At 60.3% G+C, this 19,363-nt stretch carries 15 protein-coding genes; 6 read left to right on the forward strand and 9 right to left on the reverse strand.

All coding sequences use genetic code 11. From position 1 onward, the window contains the following. Positions 1-215: 215 nt before the first annotated feature. The 3 genes from queA to AB5Z54_RS00015 form a co-directional block, all read right to left on the reverse strand. Positions 216-1,427 (reverse strand): tRNA preQ1(34) S-adenosylmethionine ribosyltransferase-isomerase QueA, encoded by a 1,212-nt coding sequence (gene queA / locus AB5Z54_RS00005; RefSeq protein WP_260699261.1) that lies wholly within the window; start codon positions 1,425-1,427, stop codon positions 216-218. A gap of 70 nt (positions 1,428-1,497) precedes the next feature. Continuing rightward, positions 1,498-2,073, reverse strand: a complete 576-nt coding sequence (locus AB5Z54_RS00010; protein WP_260699259.1) for an epoxyqueuosine reductase QueH — start codon at positions 2,071-2,073, stop codon at positions 1,498-1,500. Between the two features lie 10 nt (positions 2,074-2,083). Continuing rightward, entirely contained in the window at positions 2,084-2,650 is a 567-nt protein-coding gene (locus AB5Z54_RS00015) for a DUF3267 domain-containing protein (RefSeq protein WP_368136888.1), read from the reverse strand. Between the two features lie 132 nt (positions 2,651-2,782). Here AB5Z54_RS00015 and AB5Z54_RS00020 point away from each other — a divergent pair, with 132 nt between their 5' ends. After that, positions 2,783-4,933 carry a methionine--tRNA ligase gene (locus AB5Z54_RS00020; RefSeq protein ID WP_368136887.1) on the forward strand — a complete coding sequence of 717 codons (2,151 nt, stop codon included), beginning with the start codon at positions 2,783-2,785 and terminating at the stop codon, positions 4,931-4,933. A gap of 41 nt (positions 4,934-4,974) precedes the next feature. Further along, positions 4,975-6,078, forward strand: coding sequence for an RsmB/NOP family class I SAM-dependent RNA methyltransferase (locus tag AB5Z54_RS00025; protein ID WP_368136886.1), 1,104 nt, complete (start codon positions 4,975-4,977; stop codon positions 6,076-6,078). Between the two features lie 24 nt (positions 6,079-6,102). Here the strand turns inward: AB5Z54_RS00025 and AB5Z54_RS00030 are convergent, their stop codons facing one another. Further along, complete coding sequence (locus AB5Z54_RS00030; RefSeq protein WP_215673345.1) at positions 6,103-6,273, reverse strand: hypothetical protein; 171 nt, start codon at positions 6,271-6,273, stop codon at positions 6,103-6,105. 191 nt (positions 6,274-6,464) lie between these two features. On the opposite strand from AB5Z54_RS00030, the gene AB5Z54_RS00035 reads away from it, so the two are divergent. Beyond that, the gene (locus tag AB5Z54_RS00035; protein WP_117770607.1) at positions 6,465-7,556 is read left to right on the forward strand and encodes a beta/alpha barrel domain-containing protein; all 1,092 of its coding nucleotides are present in this window, start codon (positions 6,465-6,467) and stop codon (positions 7,554-7,556) included. Positions 7,557-7,636: 80 nt separating this feature from the next. Here AB5Z54_RS00035 and AB5Z54_RS00040 read toward each other — a convergent pair whose 3' ends face one another. After that, positions 7,637-8,527 carry a DegV family protein gene (locus tag AB5Z54_RS00040; RefSeq protein WP_055285769.1) on the reverse strand — a complete coding sequence of 297 codons (891 nt, stop codon included), beginning with the start codon at positions 8,525-8,527 and terminating at the stop codon, positions 7,637-7,639. 320 nt (positions 8,528-8,847) lie between these two features. Between AB5Z54_RS00040 and AB5Z54_RS00045 the strand changes: the two genes are divergently transcribed. The 3 genes from AB5Z54_RS00045 (at position 8,848) to AB5Z54_RS00055 (ending at position 11,865) form a co-directional block, all read left to right on the forward strand. Beyond that, positions 8,848-10,764, forward strand: a complete 1,917-nt coding sequence (locus AB5Z54_RS00045; protein WP_368159562.1) for a fructose-1,6-bisphosphatase — start codon at positions 8,848-8,850, stop codon at positions 10,762-10,764. A gap of 78 nt (positions 10,765-10,842) precedes the next feature. Further along, positions 10,843-11,238: a GtrA family protein gene (locus tag AB5Z54_RS00050; RefSeq protein ID WP_195535654.1), complete on the forward strand. Its 396-nt coding sequence runs from the start codon at positions 10,843-10,845 to the stop codon at positions 11,236-11,238. Between the two features lie 219 nt (positions 11,239-11,457). Beyond that, positions 11,458-11,865, forward strand: a complete 408-nt coding sequence (locus AB5Z54_RS00055) for a GtrA family protein (protein ID WP_022095123.1) — start codon at positions 11,458-11,460, stop codon at positions 11,863-11,865. Between the two features lie 159 nt (positions 11,866-12,024). Here the strand turns inward: AB5Z54_RS00055 and AB5Z54_RS00060 are convergent, their stop codons facing one another. The 4 genes from AB5Z54_RS00060 to AB5Z54_RS00075 form a co-directional block, all read right to left on the reverse strand. Further along, entirely contained in the window at positions 12,025-12,954 is a 930-nt protein-coding gene (locus tag AB5Z54_RS00060) for a DUF4430 domain-containing protein (RefSeq protein WP_368159564.1), read from the reverse strand. A gap of 9 nt (positions 12,955-12,963) precedes the next feature. Then, the gene (locus AB5Z54_RS00065) at positions 12,964-16,743 is read right to left on the reverse strand and encodes a DUF4430 domain-containing protein (RefSeq protein WP_368159566.1); all 3,780 of its coding nucleotides are present in this window, start codon (positions 16,741-16,743) and stop codon (positions 12,964-12,966) included. A 429-nt stretch (positions 16,744-17,172) separates the two neighbouring features. Then, complete coding sequence (locus tag AB5Z54_RS00070; RefSeq protein WP_195361059.1) at positions 17,173-18,936, reverse strand: ABC1 kinase family protein; 1,764 nt, start codon at positions 18,934-18,936, stop codon at positions 17,173-17,175. A gap of 8 nt (positions 18,937-18,944) precedes the next feature. Further along, on the reverse strand, positions 18,945-19,361 hold the full coding sequence (locus tag AB5Z54_RS00075) for a hypothetical protein (protein WP_117583986.1): 417 nt from the start codon (positions 19,359-19,361) through the stop codon (positions 18,945-18,947). Positions 19,362-19,363 lie beyond the last annotated feature (2 nt).

The following is a 19,363-nucleotide window of genomic DNA, read 5'->3' on the forward strand; positions in this document are numbered from 1 at the left end:
GCAGGCCCCGCCGACCGATTGCAAGCGGTCGGCGGGGCCATTGTGGCTCTTGACAGCGGATTGGGTCATATGAGCGAAAACCCACCTGAGCGAGCAAGGTGACGTGAAAGAGGAGGGCATTGACCTTCTGGTCATGCCCGACGATTGAACGTCAGATTGCCGCTTAGGGGCGTTTGCAGCGTCGAGCAGTTACGCGGTTCGTAGAACCGCGTAACTTACAAAATGAGCATGGCGTCACCAAAGCTGAAGAAGCGGTAACGCTCTTCGATGGCAGCGGCGTAGGCATCCATGATCTGCTCGCGGGTGGCAAGCGCGCTCACGAGCATCATGAGCGTGGAGCGCGGCACATGGAAGTTCGTGATCAGCGCATCGACCACGTGATAGGTCGAGCCGGGCATGAGGTAAAGCTGCGTCGTGGCGTTCTCGCGCACCACGATGTCACCGCGGCCAAGCGTATCGGCCCCGTCCTCGCGGCCTTCAAAATAGCGCGCCGTCACGGCCGGATCGGACACCGGCGCGTCCGTGTCAAACGCGCTCTCGAGCGAGCGCACCGCCGTGGTACCGACGGCGATCACACGATGGCCCTCGGCCTTCGCCTTATGCACGGCGTCGACAACCTCCTGCGACACGTGATAGCGCTCGGTGTGCATCACGTGCTGCGCGGGGTCGTCCTCCTCCACCAGACGGAAGGTATCGATGCCCACCTCGAGCTCGACGGCGGCAAACTTCGCGCCCTTGGCCTCGATAGCGGCCATGAGCTCGGGGGTAAAGTGCAGACCCGCCGTAGGAGCGGCAGCCGAGTGCTCCTCCTTCATGGCGTAGACGGTCTGGTACTTCTCGGGATCGCCCTCGTAATCGGTAATGTAGGGCGGCAGCGGCACGTGGCCGGCCGCATGGATGGCCTCGTCGAGCGTGCGCGGCTCGCCGGCGGCATTGCAACCGGCCGGCTCAAAGCGCACCAGACGGCCACCGCGGCTATCGGTAACAAAGTCGACGACCTCGGCCGTCAGTACCACGGGCGCGCCCTCGGGCGCATGGGCGCCGCCCGCACGATACTCAATCTGAGCACCGGGCTTCAGGCGCTTACCCGGCTTGACCAGGCACTCCCAGACATGGCCCAGCGGATCCACATCCTCGCGGCGCTTGAGCAGCAGCGTCTCGACCACGCCGCCCGAGCCGGCCTTGTGACCGATCAGGCGGGCCGGCATCACGCGCGTCTTGTTGATGACGAGCACGTCGCCCGGCTCGATATAGTCGATGATGTCGCGGAAGATGCGGTGCTCAACGGTACCGCCGTGCTCCAGAGGCGTTCCCGCCTGAGAGCCCTTGCGATCCACCACCAGCAGCCGGCAGGAATCGCGCGGCTCGGCAGGCGCCTGGGCAATCAGTTCCTCGGGAAGGTTGTAGTCAAAATCATCGGTACGCATAGACACGTCGGATACTCCTTATATAGCTAAAGTCCGCTCTACATCCTAGCAGGCTGACGTCCCAAATGAACTACTTTTTGGCGGCTTTGCGCTCGTCGCGGATACGGGCGCGGTCCATGGCCGCCTCGACAGCCGAGAAGCGGCAACCACAGTAGTTCTGCCGATACATGCCAAGCTCGCGCGAGCGGCGTGTCGCCTCGGGGTAATACGGGCGAAAATCGCGAATCACCGGGGTGAGACCGCGGGCGGCAGCCAGACGCTCCAACACATCATTGCAGGTTTCGAACAACTGGTACGGCGAGACGGCGAGCGTCGTGCCCACAAACTCAAACCCGCGCTCCTGGGCCACGCGGCACGCCTCGGCCAAGCGCAGGGCATAGCACGCGCGACAGCGACGAGGCCGATCGGCACCCAGCGGCGCCACGCCGGTCTCCCAGCGATCGCGGTCCTCCCCCGCCTCGATAAGCTCGATGTCGCCATCGGCACACCACCGGCGCAGCTCGTCCAAACGCCGCTGCCATTCATCGTGCGGCTGAATATTGGGGTTGGTCCAGCAGATTGTGGGCTCAAACCCTTCCTCGCGCAGCAGGCGGACCGGCTCAAGAGAGCACGGCGCACAGCAGGCGTGCAACAACAACGGCTTCATCGACATCTCCTCACCCGAAAAAGCGCACGCCGAAGGACGTGTCCTCGCAGGCGACAATGCGGCGGTCGCGCAAAATGGTCCGCACGTAATACCAGTCGCCCACACAGCCTGACAAATGCAAGCCGGCCGCCAGATAGCACAGCAGCGGATAGCCCGAAAACGCAAACCCCAGGGCAAGCGTTGTCGTCACAACAGCCGTCGGTGCCAGGCAAACCGCCATGTACCGCCGGCGCGAATACACAACGCCCTCGGCGCAGGCATAGATCATCGCCGTCTCGCGATTCGCCCCAAAGGTCACCTTCGCGCCCGCAGGCGCCAGCAGCTTAAAAAACACACCGTGCACCAGCTCGTGCACGGCAAATGACGCCGCAGAAACCGCAGCCAAGCCGACTATCCAGCCCACGACAGCCATCCAGCCGCCCGCGTCAGCCGCATCCAAGTCCGCAGGCCCGCCCATCAGCATAAACACCGGCACCAAGCACACGGCAAATGCGCCGAGCACGGCCATCCCCCACACAAAGCAGGCGTGCAGAAAATCCTCGTCTTCAAACGCATGTATGTTGGAAATCTCATTCATAGCATCTTAGGATAGCGCCCCTGCCACGTACCCGTCCGCATGTGCGATAATGTCGAACGATATGCACGAATTGACCACCGCGCCGCCGAGCCCCACGCCCGACTGCGCTCTCACCATATGCGAAGGAGTCCCATGGCATCCAAATACTCCATGAACGACCGTCCCAGCTGGCCTCGCCGCGCCATCGTTACCGCCGGCGAGCCCTATGGCAACAAGGGCCTTCACTTTGGCCACGTCGGCGGCGTCTTTGTCCCGGCCGACTTCTTCGCCCGCTTCCTGCGCGACCGTCTGGGCCGCGAGAACGTCATCTTCACCTCGGGCACCGACTGCTATGGCTCGCCCATCATGGAGAGCTACCGCAAGCTCAAGGAGAACGAGGGCTACGACAAGTCCATTAGCGAGTATGTCGAGTCCAATCACTCCCGCCAGGCCGCGACCCTCAACAACTACAACATCAGCTGTGACATCTACGGCGGCTCGGGCCTTGAGCCGGCGGCCCAGATCCACAACGAGGTAACCGCTGAGATTATCGAGCGCCTGCACGAGCAGGGCACCATCTCCAAGCGCTCCACGCTGCAGTTCTACGACGCCAAGGCCGGCACGTTCCTCAACGGCCGCCAGGTCATCGGCCGCTGTCCCATCCAGGGCTGCAAGTCCGAGAAAGCCTACGCCGACGAGTGCGACCTGGGTCACCAGTTTGAGCCCGAGGAGCTCATCGCGCCCAAGAGCCAGCTCACCGGCGAGGTGCCCGAGCTGCGCCCGGTCGACAACCTCTACTTCGACCTGCCGGCCTACCTCGACTTTATGAAGACCTATACCGCCAAGCTCGCCCAGAACCCGCAGGTTCGCTCCGTGGTCTCCAAGACCATGGAGGAGTGGCTGCTGCCGGCTCAGCTCTACATCCAGAACAAGTTCCGCGAGGCCTTTGATGCCGTCGAGGATCAGCTTCCCGAGCACACCGTGCTGGAGCCCGAGGGCAACAAGAGCAGCTTTACCGTCACCTTCCCCAGCTGGAAGGAGCGCGACGACGCCCACGCAGTGCTCGCCAACGGTGGTGTGCGCTTCCGCAGCGGCAAGGCGCTCGTGCCCTTCCGCATCACCGGCAACATCGACTGGGGCGTTCCGGTGCCCGAGGTCGATGGCGTCTCCGACGTCACCTGCTGGTGCTGGCCCGAGAGCCTGTGGGCGCCCATCAGCTATACGCGTACCGTGCTCGCGCGCGATGCCAAGGCCGCCGGCGTGACCGAGGGCGTCGCCGCCCAGGATGCCGTCCTCATGGGCGAGCCCGCTGCCGACTCCACGCAGGTCCCCGCGCCCACCTACCAGCACAGCTCGCTCGACTGGCGCGACTGGTGGTGCTCTGACGACGCTCAGATTTACCAGTTTATCGGTCAGGACAACATCTACTTCTACTGCATCGCGCAGACCGCCATGTGGGAGGCCCTGGGCTGGAACCTCACGCAGAGCACCGTCAGCGCCTGCTACCACCTGCTCTACATGGGCAAAAAGGCCAGCTCGTCCTCGCAGACGCCTCCCCCGCCGGCAGACGACCTGCTCAACCACTACACCTGCGAGCAGATGCGCGCGCACTGGCTGTCGCTCGGCCTGTCCGAAAAGCCGGTGAGCTTTAGCCCCAAGGCATACGACACGCGTGTGACCGGCAAGGACAAGGACGGCAACGAGGTGCGCGCCTGCGACGACAAGCGCGTTATCGATCCGGCCCTTAAGGAGAGCGCGCTGCTGACCGGCGTCTTCAACCGCCTGGCCCGCAGCTGCTTCTACGGCGTTGCCATCAAGGAAGGCGACGAGAGCCCCTACCGCAACGGCTGCATCCCCGCCGGTGCCGCTTCTGACACCGTGGTCGAAGCCGCCCAGCAGGCAGCTCTCGCCTTTGAGCAGGCCATGTACAAGTTCGAGACGCACCGCGCGCTCGCCGTGTGCGACGACTACCTGCGTGCCGCCAACAAGCGCTGGAGCGACGCCTCCAAGGCCGCCAACAAGCTCGAGGGTAATGAGGCAAACGCCGCGATGACGCAGGCCCTCGTCGACGCCTTTACCGAGCTGCGCGTGGCGACCGTCCTGATGCACGGTATTGTGCCGGCCGGCTGCGAGCTCATCTGCGAGTACTTCGACGTCGATCCGGTCGCCTTCTTTAGCTGGGATAACATCTTTGCCTCCACGGACGAGTTTGTGGAGAGCCTGGGCGAGAAGCCCGGCGAGCACCGCGTGAAGCCGCTGCCCCCGCGCTTCGACTTCTTTAGCAAGCACGAGAGCCAGTACTAAAAACAACACTCGACATGTAATGGAATGGGAAGGAAAGACGGATGTCCAAGCCGCGTCGTCGTAAGCAGAAAAAGCAGGTCAAGGCCGAGCTCAAGCTCAGGCAGTTTGCTGCTACCGAGCTTTCCGACCAGCTTGCTGCCCTTCCCTGCGCCGCCGACCTGCCGCGCTTTATGGTCGACACGGTCGCCGGCGCCTATGCGCCCGCCGATGCTCACCTCATGATCGAGGGCTTCGGTGCCGCAGCCGCACGCCCGGTCACGCTGCGCGCCAACACGCTCAAGGCGACCGCCGAGGACATCGCTGCGGCGCTCGATGCAGCCGGCATCGCCCACAACCCCGTCGCCTGGTACCCAGACGCCTTTATCCTGCCCGAGGCCCAGGTTTCCGATCTGTGGGACCTCGACATCTACCGCGACGGCAAGATCTATCTGCAGAGCCTGTCATCCATGATGCCGCCGTTGGTCCTGGGCGCCCAGGCAGGCGAGGACATCCTGGACATGTGCGCAGCCCCTGGCGGCAAGACGACGCAGATCGCCGCCCTCACGCAGGGACAGGCACACCTCACCGCCTGTGAGATGAACATCCCCCGCGCCGAGAAGCTCGAATCAAACCTCCATCGCCAGGGTGCCAAAAACGTGCCCGTCATGCGCATCGACGCACGCGAGCTCGACGAGTTCTTCCGCTTCGACCGCATCCTGCTCGACGCCCCCTGCACCGGCACGGGCACCGTCATCAGCGGCAACGAGAAAAGCCTGCGCGGCCTGACCGAGCAGTTGCTGAGCAAGTGCGCCCGCTCGCAGCGCGCGCTTCTGGACCGCGCCATGGGTGCCCTCAAGCCGGGCGGCACGCTCGTCTATTCCACTTGTTCGATCATGCCGCAGGAAAACGAGGACGCCCTGCAAGAGGCCCTCGACAAGCACATGGACTGCGAGCTTATCCCCCTCGACGGCACGCCGAGCGAAAGCGAAGCGCACCGTGCCCAGGAAGCTGGCGAAGAGCCACGCGTCGAGAGCAACGCCCTCACCGAGGCCATCGCTGCCGGCCATGTCTCGGCCGTCGCCAACGGTATGCCCGGCACGCTGACCATTCCGCCTAGCCGCGACTTTGAGGGCTTCTACATTGCCCTGATCCGAAAACGCAGCTAGCGCACGGATCCAAAACTCAACAAGCTATCTCTGTGCGCGTTTGCCCTGCTGGTCGCGATGCTGTTTAAGCATCGCGCGCTCCTTGCGTTCGGCCCTTTTGCCCTTAATGGCCGTGACCACAAAGTAGATGACCGCGGCGGCAACGATTGCGCCCACACACAGGCCAATCGAGCCCAACATTGCCGAAAATTCCATACCGCGTCACCTCTCTTGTAAACGGGACTTTCAAGATAGCACCTCGATCCCCGCCACCACAGCTCCTTCACGTTCACCGGCCCTTCGGTCTAACGGATGGCGCGGCGGGGAAAAATCAACTCGTCAAACGATTTAGCATTCGCAATTCCGGCTGCATAGCGCCGGCCATCATCACATAGAATCGAGCCTCCATGGATACCCTCAACGATCTAAATGAGCGCGTCGACGCCTTCGTCGGCACCAGCTCCTTCGACACGCCTGCGGCGGCAAACGACCAAGCTCCCATCGATGTGCCCGCCGAGGTGCACGAGGACATCGTCGCCTCGGTCGATTTTTCCGAGGTCGAGCTTGCAGACGAGTTCACCGAGCCCCAAATAGCCGTCACGCCCAACGGCCTGCTCCCTATGGAGCCCCTGCCCATCGACGGACGCCTGCGCAAGGCTGCCCTTCGCATGCCCGACGAGATCGAGGAGGCCAGCGGCTTCACGCTCTTTGGCCGACGCATCAAGTCGCTCATTTACACCACCGATGTCGCGGTTATCCGCAACTCCAACGCCGACGCCGTCTTTGCGGTCTACCCTTTCACGCCGCAGCCCGCCATTACGCAAGCGCTGCTGACCGTCGCCGAGTGCCCGGTCTTTGTAGGCGTGGGTGGCGGAACTACGACCGGTAAGCGCTCCGTGCAGATGGCAGCCGTCTCCGAGATGCAGGGCGCGGCGGGCTGCGTGGTCAACTCCCCCGCTACTGCCGAGATGGTCGAGCACATCACCAACATCGCCGACATCCCCGTCATCGCCACGGTCGTTCGCTGCGACGACGATGCCCACGCCAAGGTGCGCGCTGGAGCCAAGATTCTCAACATCGCCGCCGGCAAGAACACGCCCCAGGTCCTACGCGAGCTGCGCGAGCACTATCCCAACCTGCCGCTTATCGCGCCGGGCGGCAAGACGCCCGAGAGCATTCGCGAGACCATCGCCGCCGGCGCCAACGCCATCATCTGGACACCGCCTTCGGCCCAGCAGCTACAGACCGACATGATGCAGCGTTATCGCAAGATGAAGGAAGACGCCACACCTGTCATCTCGCGCGACGACGTGCCCATTATCGACCAGGTCGCCGCCGCCGAGGTCAGCCAAGTCGAGAACATGAATCCCGATGTGCCGATTCCCGACGAAGTCATCGAGCGCGTCGCTTCGATCCACGAGCGCGTCGAGGAGCATCGCGCCAACCGCGGCCTCAAGCCGTCACTGCACGGCTTTTTCTTCCGCGGAAAGAAACGCTAGCAAAACATCTTGGCCCGCCCCACAAACGTGAGGCGGGCCGTTTTCGTTTGAGCAATCATGCAGCGACGTGATGGGGCAAATTAATCCACGCGCTTGTCGCCCATAAAGAAGAGCGCCACCGTACCAGGTCCGGTATGCGAGCCAATCAGAGTACCGATGTCATTGATCTCAATCTTGCCTTTAAGCTGCGGAACCTGTTCCTCAATCAGTGCCGCGACCGCCTCGGCATCCTCGCGGCACGCCGACTGCGACATGATGCACTTACCCGAATAATCTGCACCGTCCTGTACGTGTGCCATCATGGTCTTAGCCATCTCGGAAATCGCGCGCTTCTTAGTGCGAATCTTCTCACGTGGCGACAGCTTACCTTCGCAATCGACCGTCATAAGCGGGCAAATCTTAAGCGCCGTGCCGATGATCGCGCTCGCGGCCGAAATGCGACCGCCGCGCAGGTAGCTCGACAGATCGGTCGAGAAGAACCAGTGGTGCAGGTTGAGCTTGTGCTCCTCGATCCAGGCAGCCGTCTCGTCGAGTGAAGCCCCGCTATCGCGCACATCGGCGGCATATTCCAACAACAGGCCAAAGCCCGAAGACGCCGCCAGCGAATCGATGACGCGCACCTTGCCGCCCTCGGGATAGCGATCCGCAAGCATCTGCGCCGCGACGCAGGCCGATCCATACGTGCCCGAAATACCCGACGACAACGTCAGGTGCAGCACGTCTTTACCCTCGGCAACAAACGGCTCCCAAAACTCCTCGTACTCACCCACGCTCACCTGAGACGTCTTGGGCATGGCGCCCGCGGCAATCTGGGCAAAAAACTCGTCCGGCGTAATCGACTGATACAGATCGTCCGTATAGACAACATCGTCGATCTCGTAATGAAAACACACGACAGGGATATTGCGCGACGCAAAGAACTCACGGGTTCGATCGGCGGCGGATTCACAGGTCAGGACAAAATCACTCATATGAGGCTCCTTACTCATTGCTGCGCAAATTATCGCACAGTGAGCCTACATGCGGTACATATGTCCACTATTTACCAAATCGAACCAAAAATAGTGAACATCTTTACCACCATCGTCTCCACCGGCCCCACGCATAAATATCTGAGAAAACACCCTCTGTCGTCTCCACCCAACCGCCATATCTACCTCAACTAAATCGATTTACCAAACCGTTCAGCCGACAATTCAGCCGCTGGCGCAAAATCGAAACAAAAGCGGCGCATACTGATAAACGTTTGACGTTGTTTATCAGTTTTACCAACCATATCGGAAGGTGTTTCATGGTCGCATTCGATCGCAACCCGCAAGACTTCAAGTATCTGCGCCTGCTGTCGAGACAGTTCCCCACCGAACAATCCGCATTTACCGAAATTATCAACCTCTCGGCCATCCTCAACCTACCCAAGGGCACCGAGCATTTTATGAGCGACGTGCATGGCGAGTACGAAGCCTTTATGCACATCCTCAACAACTGCTCGGGCGTCGTGCGCGAGCATGTCGACGAGATCTTTGGCGACACGCTCTCCTTTGACGAAAAGGGCGAGCTGTGCACGCTCATCTACTACCCGCGCGAGAAGATCGACCTGGTCCGCAGCCAGCGCGAGGACTCGCCCACCTGGTACAAGACGATGCTTGACCAGCTCATCATGGTCGCTCGCTCGCTTTCGAGCCGCTACACGCGCTCCAAGGTGCGTAAGGCCATCCCGCGCGACTACGCCTACATCATCGACGAGTTGTTGCACACGCACCCGGACGAGAACAACTATCGCGTGCGCTATCACGAGCGCATCGTGGAGTCCATCCTGGAGACCGCCAGCGCCGACGACTTTATCGAGTCGCTCGCCTCGCTCATCAAGCGCCTGGCCGTCGACCACCTGCACCTGGTGGGCGACATCTTCGACCGCGGCGGCGGCGCGGCCAAGATTATGGACCGTCTGCTCACCTACCATTCACTCGACATCCAGTGGGGCAACCACGACCTGCTGTGGATGGGCGCTGCGGCCGGTGAGCCCGCCTGCATCGCCACGGTGTTGCGCAACAACCTACGCTACGACAACTACGAGATCCTGGAGAACGACTACGGCATCTCGCTGCGTGAGCTTGTCGCCTTTGCCGATGCCACCTACACCGCCGGTGAGTCCATCACCCCGCTGATCAAGACCATCAACGTGCTGCTCTTTAAGCTCGAGGGCCAGATTATCCAGCGCCACCCCGAGTTCGATATGACCGACCGCCTGTTACTCGACAAGATCGACCACGACACCGGCACGGTCACGCTCGCCGACGGCAGCGTGTGGCCGCTCACGACCAACGACTTCCCCACCGTCGACCCGGCGGACCCCTACACGCTCACGTCTCAGGAGCAGCACATCATCGACAAGCTCGTGTCAGAGTTTGTCACCGCCGATCACCTGCATCGCCATATCGATTTCCTCTATTCCCACGGCTCGATTTACAAGGTCGCCAACGGCAACCTGCTCTTCCACGGCTGCGTTCCGCTCAACGAAGACGGCACCTTTAGCAGCATGAACTGCCTGGGCACCTGGCACGCTGGCCGCGATTATCTCGATTTTTGCGACCACATCGCCCGCCGCGCGTGGCGCGTGGGCGACCGCGATGCCCTCGACTGGATGTGGTACCTGTGGATTGGCTTCAATTCACCCGCCAGCGGACGCCTGGTGCGTACCTTTGAGCGCGCCTATATCGCCGATAAGAGCACCTGGGTCGAGCCGATGGACCCGTACTTTACGCTTACCAAGTCGCCCTCGGTCTGCGATGATATCATGCGCGAGTTTGGCGTCGCGCCCATGGCATGCTCGCCGACCGGCCACATCATCAACGGCCACACGCCCGTTAAAACCACCAAGGGCGAGCAGCCCATCCGCGCCGAGGGCAAGCTGCTGGTCATCGATGGCGGCTTCTGCCGCGCTTACCATCCCAAGACGGGCATCGCCGGCTATACGCTCATCTCGAGCTCGCGCGGCTGCCGCCTCAAGTCGCACCGGGCCTTTACGACGGTTGCCGAGGCACTCACGCGCAACGTGGACATCGAAAGCGAGACCAACCGTTTTGACCAAGCGGACCGTCGCCGCATGGTGAGCGACACCGATACTGGCGCCAAGATTCGCAGCCAGATCCAGGATCTGCGCCAGCTGCTCGATGCATATAGAAACGGTGCTATCGAGGAGCGCGTCTAGCCCCACCCGCGGGGATTGGCTAAACTTGCTGAGTTTGTCATCCCCACGGCGTCCCCGCGCCACCCTAAGGCAGGTACCATGCAAAAGCTCCTTGCGCAGATCATGAAATTTGGCGTCGTCGGTGTCATTGCCACAGTTATCGACTTTGGCATTATGAATCTGCTCCACTACGGTCTGGGCCTCAACATCCTTATCGCCAACACCAGCGGCTTTATCGTCTCGCTCATCTTTAATTACGTCGCCAGCATGAAGTACGTGTTTGCGCACAAGGAAGGCATGAGCCGCCGCCGCGAGTTCATTATCTTTGTCGTGCTGTCCGTAATCGGCCTGGCACTCAACGACGGTATCGTGCTGGCGCTCAACGCCGGCCTGGGACTCGAGGCCAATATCGCCAAGATCTGCGCCACCGCGCTTGTCATGGTCTACAACTTTGTGACCCGAAAAATCTTCCTGGAGGGCGACGAGACAAAATAGCTCGAAACCCCTGCAGCATTACGGCGCCCACGGACGACGCGCACTCAGCGCAGTATCGTCCGTGGGTGTCGCTCGTTTACGGGCAAATTTTCAACGTTTGCGGATTAGCTCTTGAAAATTTGGCGAGTTCATATAGTTCTTGGCAAAGACCTTACGTTTCCCTTGTAAAAGCTCTAAAGTATCCTCTGCTCGATTCATCAACGCATTGGATGTGATTACGTGCGCAAGGCGCTGGCACAACCTCATACCAAGCAGTTCCTCAAGTTTGCCGTCGTGGGTCTTATCTCCTTTGGCATCGACTGGGGTATGCTCATTGCGCTCGTCGAGCTGTTCCACCTCGACTTTTTGATGAGCACCACGGTTTCGTTTATCACGTCCGTCGTGGTTAACTACTGGCTCAGCATGAAGTACGTGTTCGACCATCGCGAGGGCATGAGCCGCAAGCGCGAGTTCACGATCTTCACCATCCTGTCGGTAATCGGTCTGGGCCTCAACGACCTGTACATGTTTGTGGGCGTCACGTTTTTGAGCATCGGCTACCAGGCCATGAAGGCCATCGCAACGTTCCTCGTCACCTGGTACAACTACTTCAGCCGCCGCTTCTTCCTCGAGGGTGCACGGTCGTAGTCGATTCACTATTTGCTTGAATGTATAACCGGTTGGAATTCCCGTTCCAACCGGTTTTTTGTTTGCCGAGAGACCCGGCGACCCAGTCCTCTACGCATGAAAAACGGGCAGCCCGGATGTTTGTCCGAACCGCCCGTCTGGCGCGCTATGTCGAGGCCTCTAGCCTGTAACGTAATACCAGACTACGTTGTCACCGTTTGAGAGAACGTAGTTGCTGCAGGCCGTCATGGGCGTTGTGCCGTTGACGGAGTACATCCAGCCGCTCGTGCCGCCGTGCTGTTTCTCGGCCAAACCACCAATCGCGGAAACGTACGTGCCGTACGACGAGCCATGTGCGTTGACAGAAAGGCCCAGCGCGCACAGGGCATCGTAGACGGTAGCGCCTTCGTTAAAGGTAAAGGTGCCACCAGAGGACACAGGATTGCCCACGGCGCTCGATGTGACCGAAACCGTCACCGTTACGTAGCTAGGCTGCTGCGAGCTGCCCTGGTCGCCAGTAGAGGCGTTGCCGTTATCGGGGGCAGAAGATGCCCCGCTGGATGAGGAGGAGGCGCCAGACGTAGAGCCGGCCCCGCCAGAAGAAGTCGAGTTCTGAGAAGTCGACTGATTGCCGTCGGTCTTTTTATTGCTGTTCTTCTCTCCAGACTTCTTGCCATCCTTGTCTTCGGACTTCTTGCCATCCGAGCCCTTGTTTGATTCCTTGTCCGAAGACTCGGACTCCTTCTTAGAGTCAGATTTATCCGAACCCTTGGACTCGTCTTTTGCATCATTCGATGACTTGGAGTCCTCGGAACTGGCCTCGCCCGAAGTCGTAGTCGAGCCAGACGCCTTGGTGTCCTTGGTGACGACGCTCTCCCCCGTCACGGTCTGAATGATCCAGTCAATGGACCAGGCGCCACTCTCGGAGGGATGGACAAAGCCCAGCGAGACGACGATCAGAATGGTGCACGCGGCAGTCAGAACGCCAAGGAGCGCCTTCCGTCGAGGGGCGGACGCCGCCGAAACGGCGCCCTGTTGCTTTGCATCATCGAACTGAATGAACGAGGAATCTTGTTGCTTGGGGTCAGCGTCCTTGGACTTATTGGACACAGCCCTCACCTACCGACGTTTGGTGAACACGAACACGCCGACGATGGCGAGTCCGATGACGCCGGCGGCAACGCCAACAATGGCGAGCGGATTGGTGCTAGTCTCCTGCTCGGAAGCACTAGAGGACTTCTTAGCAGTGGTCGTGGAAGCAGCACCCGTATCGGACTTGGAATCGGACTTGTTGTCCTTCTTGTCAGACTTCTTGTCAGACTTCTTCTCGTCCTTCTCATCGGACTTATCGGAGCCCTTCTTGTCGGACTTGTTTTCCTTGGCCTCGGTCTTGGTCGACACCGTCGTCTTGGTCACCGGCTTCTGACCCGGGGCGACAGCGCCGCCAGCCTGCTGGCCCTTCGTGCCGGAGCCGGAACCCGTGCCAGTGCCAGCGCCAGCGCCGGAACCGTTGCCAGCGCCACCGTTGCCACCATTAGCGCCCGAACCGCCATTACCGCCAGGGTTAACGGCATTCTTGGTCCACTTGGCATACAACGTCAGGTCGGCCGTCACCGGCGTACTGAAGTCATACGCCTGCGCGCAAGTCTCATCGGTATACCAACCGCCGAAAGTGTAGCCATCGCGCGTCGGATCGGCCGGCTTGACCAGCTTGCCATCGGCCGTAGCAACAAACTTAGTGTCGCAAGCAGACCCGCCGTTGGAGTTAAAGGCAACCGTCCAAGACTCGACAGCTCCAAGTTTAAACAGCGTGCCCGAATCATTAATGTAGTAGAGATTGCCAGAAGCATCGGCAATGACCGGAGAGTCACAGTACTGGTAATGACCAGCCGCATCATAAATCTGCGTCGCCTCTGCATCGCCGAGCGTATAGCGATACACGCCACCACCAGCAGAGTAGTTGACGTAATCCTTGCTATCCGCGCTGTTAACGGTGAAGTACACATAGGTCTTGCCGCCCTGAACACTCACCAGCGGAGTAGCAGCAATACCGTTGAGGCCAGCCGGCAGCGCCTTGCCGTCGGCAGCAGCGACCATCGTGGTCTTACCCGTCTTCAGGTTATAGAGAACCAGAGCAGAGCCAGTAGCCGTCTGTCCGCCGACAATCAGATTGTCACCAGACACCGCAGGGGCGCTCAGATTATTCGTAAGGCCCAGATCAACCGTCTTCTGTTCACTCAGCACGCCCTTCGCCGAAAGCGAAATCACATGGAGCTTTCCGTCGTGCGTCATCTGATAGAAGGTCGAACCATTGGACGGATCGGCAATGCAATCGGCATTTGCGACAGCGCCGAGCTTCATGGTCGAAACGACATCGCCCGTCGTCTTATCAATGCACTTAAGCGTACCCGCGCTCGTAGGAACGATGGCATACTTATCCGTCAAAGCCGCACCAGTCCAGTAATAGCCCTCGGCAGGGTCGATGTTCTGCCAAGAAACTTCGCCCGTGGCAATCTTAATGCGCGCAAAGGAGCCGTTGCCGTAGGTCGCGTTGTAATTCTCGTCATACGAAATATCGACCGAGCCTACATAGACGTACTCGCCGTCCGAAACGACGGTGCAGGAGCTCTGCGTCAAGTCCGTCAAACCAGGCGTCAGCCACTTGCAGATCAGCTTGTCTGCAGTAATCGCCTGGACCGCACCGCCGTTGAGCGGAACGATGATAAGGCCATTGGTATAGATCGGACGAGAGGTATAGCTCACCTTGGAGGCAAGCGGCGCAGAGGCAACCTTTTTGCCCGTGGACGAATCGATCTTGATGAGCTCGTTCTCGGTCGCGATGTACACAAAGCCGTTAGCAATAACAGGCTCGCTGCAGTTGGCATACTGCTGACCAGACTCGGCCTTCCAATCGAAGGCCCACTTAAGACCGGCGGCCTGCGCAGGCGTCTTGGCATCCGTTACGGTCGAACCGTTGCCACTGTTGCCGTAGCCGGCCCACTCGGCATCCCAATCAGGAGTCGTCGCGCTCGGATCCACGACAATCTTGTCGGGATCGGGCATGGGCGAATTATCGGTGGTATAGGCAAGTGTGACCTTATCGCCGCTCTTGAGCGTAATCTGATTAGCGCAGAGTAAGGAGGGCTCTCCATTGATATACAGGTGCCAATATTTGTTGGTCGCACCATCATAGCCGTACGTCTCGTCTTCGAATGGCGAGTTGATGGAATTGAGGAACCAGTACTCACCACTCTGGGAGCCGTTGTACGTAACGCCCTTGGCCTTCAGAACCGTCTCAATAAGGTTCTGGGCAGTAGAGCCTTCGGGCAGAGAAACGTTGCTTGCCGAGCCCCAGCGAGCATTGTTGCCGTTGACATCGGGACCGATAACATCGACAGACCCAAGAACCTGGCCAGGAAGGGCATCGGCGTCAGCACCATACATAAAGGTGACGGCATCGCCCTCATGGAGCTCGTAGGCACCGGCGCCAACGTCGGCGAACTTGCCATTTACGTAGAAGCGCCAATAGCTATTGGTCGCAGCATCCCAGCCATAGGACTTACCATCGAACGGCGAATAAATGCCGTTGAGGAACCAGCCCCAAGACGATTCGCTAGCATCGAGCTTAAGGCCGGTCTGCTCAAGGAGGTCCTTGGCAGTGGAGCCTGCCTTGAGACTCGTCTGGCCCGTCGAAGCCCAAACCTGCTGCTTGCCGTCCTTGTCCTTACCGAGAACCTGAACAGAAGCATGGACAGAATCGGAGGGCAGCTGGTCGCCCCAGCCACCGTAGAACCACGTGACGGTATCGCCAACATGGATGGTGACATTGTCCGCCGTATAGTCACTCGACTTGCCGTTGATGAACAGCTGCCAATAGGTCGAATAATCTTGGGGCGTACCCAGTTCAACACCGTTGTACTTAAGGCTCAGAATGAAGGAGCCCGCAGCAACGGCGTCGATGCCATTCGCCTCAAGCGCGACCTTCGTAAGGTCAAGTGCGCTCGAGCCGGACGTCACCACATACTGCGCGTTATCGACCCAGGTCTGAGTCTTGCCCTGGGCATCGCGACCAATGACGGTCACATTTGCGGCAACCTGGTCCTTAACGACAGGGGACGAGCTACCAGCCGTATAGGCAAACTCAATCTTCTGCCCCTGGGTGAGCTTGACACTGCTCGCGCCAACCGAGGAAGACGCGCCGTCGACGAACAGCTGCCAGTAGGCATAGGTCGTGGGATCGTAGGCAAGCGTGCGGCCATCGCTCGGGGATGTGATGCTTTCGAGGTAGAAACCGTATGCCGTGTTCGGATCGTACTTCGCCTTGAAGCCCGTCTTCTCCTGCAGCTTAATGAAGGCATCCGCAGCCGTCGCGCCCTCGTCGAGCTTGAGCTGCGTAGGTGCCACCCAGGTCTGAGCCTTGCCGTCGGCATCGGTGCCGATAATCGAGAACGAGACCTCGACTTGCTTCTTGGCGACATCGCCGGTTTCTGTCGGGTTCTCTGTCTGGACGGCAGCCGCGGCGGCAGATCCTGCTTGGCCAGCGGATGCCGTCGAAGACTGCTCGCTCGTGGCAGGGCTCTCCCCCGTCGTCGAGCCTTCGTCGCCAGTTGCTGCCTCTGTTGTGGCGGCACCAGCTGCAGGCGCGCCCTCGGAATCCGAAACCTCGGCCTTGCCCTGGTCGGCAGCACCGTCCGCGGCCCCCGTGCCCTCACTCGGCGTCGCAGCCTGAGCCACAGCCTCGGCAATGCCCTCGGCGCCCTCGGCCCACAGCTGAGCCGGCGTGGTGCCAAAGGCCATCGCGAAGGCCAGGAATGCCACCAGGCCGCGCTTGGCTACGCCGCGCGCAATTGCGCCACGGCGATGCGAGACGCGCTGGCGCTCGTCCTCAAACATATCCATTTGTCTCCTACTGTCTGTACTTGGAGCGTTGCCTTGAGACTGCCCCACGTCATCGCGCATGTTGCGCTCGAGTTCCCCCATCGGGGTCCCCTTCCCTCCAGAGCCCTATGCACACCGGCGGCAAAAGCCGCAGCCGCATGCAAGATGGGAGGCGATCCGACTTAACCTTAACGACTCGGGCACGTCGTCCGATCTGCGACGCGAGCATCCCGAGCCAAGAGGAATTACGGTTACTGGTACAGCCGGGGACTTGCACCCCGATTCTCCCAAACGCGCAGGAAGGCCGCGCATTCGTGCGTCTCCGCACCACCATCCAGGCCATCGATTAATATCGTCAATATGCTATCACGCAAAAGGGCCTCGCACGCAGGCGAAGCCCAAGGTAAAAGCTATTGTTTGCGATAGAAAATGCGGTGACGGTCGCAGCCTCTAGTGCTTGCCGCCGTGGCTGTTGAGCCAGATATTGCGGCCCAGCATAAGCGCCAGCACCAGCGCACTCACATAGCCCATAAAGCCAATGACCGGGATACCAAACACAACCGGCTCGATGCGCGCGTAGTACACCACCGACGAACCGATAAACAGACCGGCGATCACAATTGCCATCGACATGCGGTCGATAATTCCGCCCAGCTGTCGCAGCGCCTTATCGCTGCTCATGATCTGCGTGTTTACCTTAAGCTGGCCGCGTGTGAGCATGCGCGAAGCCAAGCCCAGATACTCGGCCGCCTCGAGCGAGCCTTTTGCCGCGCGATAGCTGCTCGCGGCAAGATCGCGGCTCATCTCGCGCATGCGGGCGTAGGTGCTCTTCTCGTTTTTGATGTGCGTCTGAATGATCTGGATCATGTTGACGTTGGGCATGTACTCGGTCAACAGGCCCTCGAGCGTCACCATGCCGCGGGCGAACATCGTCACCACGCTCGGCAGCTCAACGTCATTTTTGCGCGCGAGGTTTAACAGCGAGGTCAAAAACTCACCGATATCCAGGTCCTTAAGGTCAAGGCCCGCAAAGTCAGCCACGATAAAGTCCAAATCGGACAAAAAGGCCGAATGGTCAAGCTCGGCCGAATCGCCGCGCGTCACAGCAAAGCGCATGAGCGAATCCTTGAGCTTGGGCACGTCACCCTCGGCCACGGCGAAAATCATGTCCTTGACGATACCGCGATCGTGACTCGACATGCGTCCGACCATGCCCAAGTCGATAAAGTAGACGATGCCGTCCTTGAGAATGATGTTTCCCGCATGCGGGTCGGCATGGAAAAAGCCGTCATCGAGCACCTGCGTCGAGTAGTCCTCGACGATTGCGGCACCGATCTTTTCCAAGTCATAACCCTCGGCCACCAAGCGTTCAGGATCGGCGATCGAAATGCCGTCGACGTAGTCCATAACCACCACGTGCTCGGTGCACAGGTCCAGATAGGATTTAGGGCACGTCACGCCATGAACGCTCTTATGGAACTCGTAAAAGTCATTGAGGTTTTTGGCCTCGGCCAAAAAGTTGGTCTCCTCGCGAAACGAGGTCCACAGCTCCTCGACCACGCCGTGCAGGTCAACGAATTGATCGGTGTTGACGAACTTGGAAACGATACGCACCACCGAGCGGATGATATCGATGTCCTGCGCCATAACCTGCTGCGCACCGGGGCGCTGCACCTTGACGGCCACGTCCTCGCCCGTCACCAGACGAGCGCGGTGCACCTGCGCGAGCGATGCGCTACCAAGCGGATTGGGGTCGATCGCATCGAACATCTCCCCCAGGCGCAAGCCGTATTCCTCTTCCAAGCAGCGGAGCACTACCTCGTACGGCACCGGCTCCACGTCGGAGCGCAGACGACGCAGCTCGTCGCAAAAGCGTTGCGGCAGAATCTCGGACCGGTTGGCCAGAATCTGCCCCATCTTGACGAACATGGGGCCGAGTTCCTCGAGCAGGCGGCGCAAACGAACCGGCGTGAGGTTATCCCACACGCGGTACTTTTTGACCAGGCGAACAATCTGCCCGATGCGTTCGCGACGACCCGCCGGCGTGAGCTGGTATTCCTCGTCCGGCGCCATCGCGTCGGGCTCCTCGGGCACCATATCGACAGCGCGCGGCTTCTTGCGAGCGCCCGAGACGGCGGCGTCGACCTCATCGACAACCGCCGCCTCGTCACCCAAGGGATCTAGATTGTTGTAATCGGTGGTGGAATCTGCCATCTGCGCTGCTACTCAGCCTCTTCGGTATCCTTCGCATCGTCGGGCTCAACGGACTCGACGGGCACCGAGGTCACGTTGTCCTCGACCGAATCGACGATGTCGCGCACATGGGCCAGGAAGGCCGTGCGCTCGGGGGCGGTCATGACGCGGACCCGGGCAAGGATGAGCTCGTCAAGCACGCGCTGGGCCGCGGTCTCGCCCTGCATGCCCAAGCGCTCGGTCAGGTCGGAGATGGTGCCGCCGGCCTGCTCGAACATGTCGGACACACTGCGGGCGATATCGGGAGTGGCGGTGTCCTTGCGGACCTGCTCGCCTTTGGTATTAAGGTCGTCGAGGACCTTCTTGCCGCCTTCGACAGCAACGGCGGCAGCGCCAAAGCCCACGTTGATGGCCCCGTTAACAAGCTGATCGAGTTTCATAACCATGG

The organism is Collinsella aerofaciens (genome assembly GCF_040910185.1).
Taxonomy (GTDB): Bacteria; Actinomycetota; Coriobacteriia; order Coriobacteriales; family Coriobacteriaceae; genus Collinsella; species Collinsella aerofaciens_BF.

Excerpts from the sequence above, each read along its gene's own strand:
- queA (WP_260699261.1), bottom strand. The coding sequence starts at position 1,427 with ATGCGTACCGATGATTTTGACTACAACCTTCCCGAGGAACTGATTGCC.
- AB5Z54_RS00010 (WP_260699259.1), bottom strand. The coding sequence starts at position 2,073 with ATGAAGCCGTTGTTGTTGCACGCCTGCTGTGCGCCGTGCTCTCTTGAG.
- AB5Z54_RS00015 (WP_368136888.1), bottom strand. The coding sequence starts at position 2,650 with ATGAATGAGATTTCCAACATACATGCGTTTGAAGACGAGGATTTTCTG.
- AB5Z54_RS00020 (WP_368136887.1), top strand. The coding sequence starts at position 2,783 with ATGGCATCCAAATACTCCATGAACGACCGTCCCAGCTGGCCTCGCCGC.
- AB5Z54_RS00025 (WP_368136886.1), top strand. The coding sequence starts at position 4,975 with ATGTCCAAGCCGCGTCGTCGTAAGCAGAAAAAGCAGGTCAAGGCCGAG.
- AB5Z54_RS00030 (WP_215673345.1), bottom strand. The coding sequence starts at position 6,273 with ATGGAATTTTCGGCAATGTTGGGCTCGATTGGCCTGTGTGTGGGCGCA.
- AB5Z54_RS00035 (WP_117770607.1), top strand. The coding sequence starts at position 6,465 with ATGGATACCCTCAACGATCTAAATGAGCGCGTCGACGCCTTCGTCGGC.
- AB5Z54_RS00040 (WP_055285769.1), bottom strand. The coding sequence starts at position 8,527 with ATGAGTGATTTTGTCCTGACCTGTGAATCCGCCGCCGATCGAACCCGT.
- AB5Z54_RS00045 (WP_368159562.1), top strand. The coding sequence starts at position 8,848 with ATGGTCGCATTCGATCGCAACCCGCAAGACTTCAAGTATCTGCGCCTG.
- AB5Z54_RS00050 (WP_195535654.1), top strand. The coding sequence starts at position 10,843 with ATGCAAAAGCTCCTTGCGCAGATCATGAAATTTGGCGTCGTCGGTGTC.
- AB5Z54_RS00065 (WP_368159566.1), bottom strand. The coding sequence starts at position 16,743 with ATGGATATGTTTGAGGACGAGCGCCAGCGCGTCTCGCATCGCCGTGGC.
- AB5Z54_RS00070 (WP_195361059.1), bottom strand. The coding sequence starts at position 18,936 with ATGGCAGATTCCACCACCGATTACAACAATCTAGATCCCTTGGGTGAC.
- AB5Z54_RS00075 (WP_117583986.1), bottom strand. The coding sequence starts at position 19,361 with ATGGTTATGAAACTCGATCAGCTTGTTAACGGGGCCATCAACGTGGGC.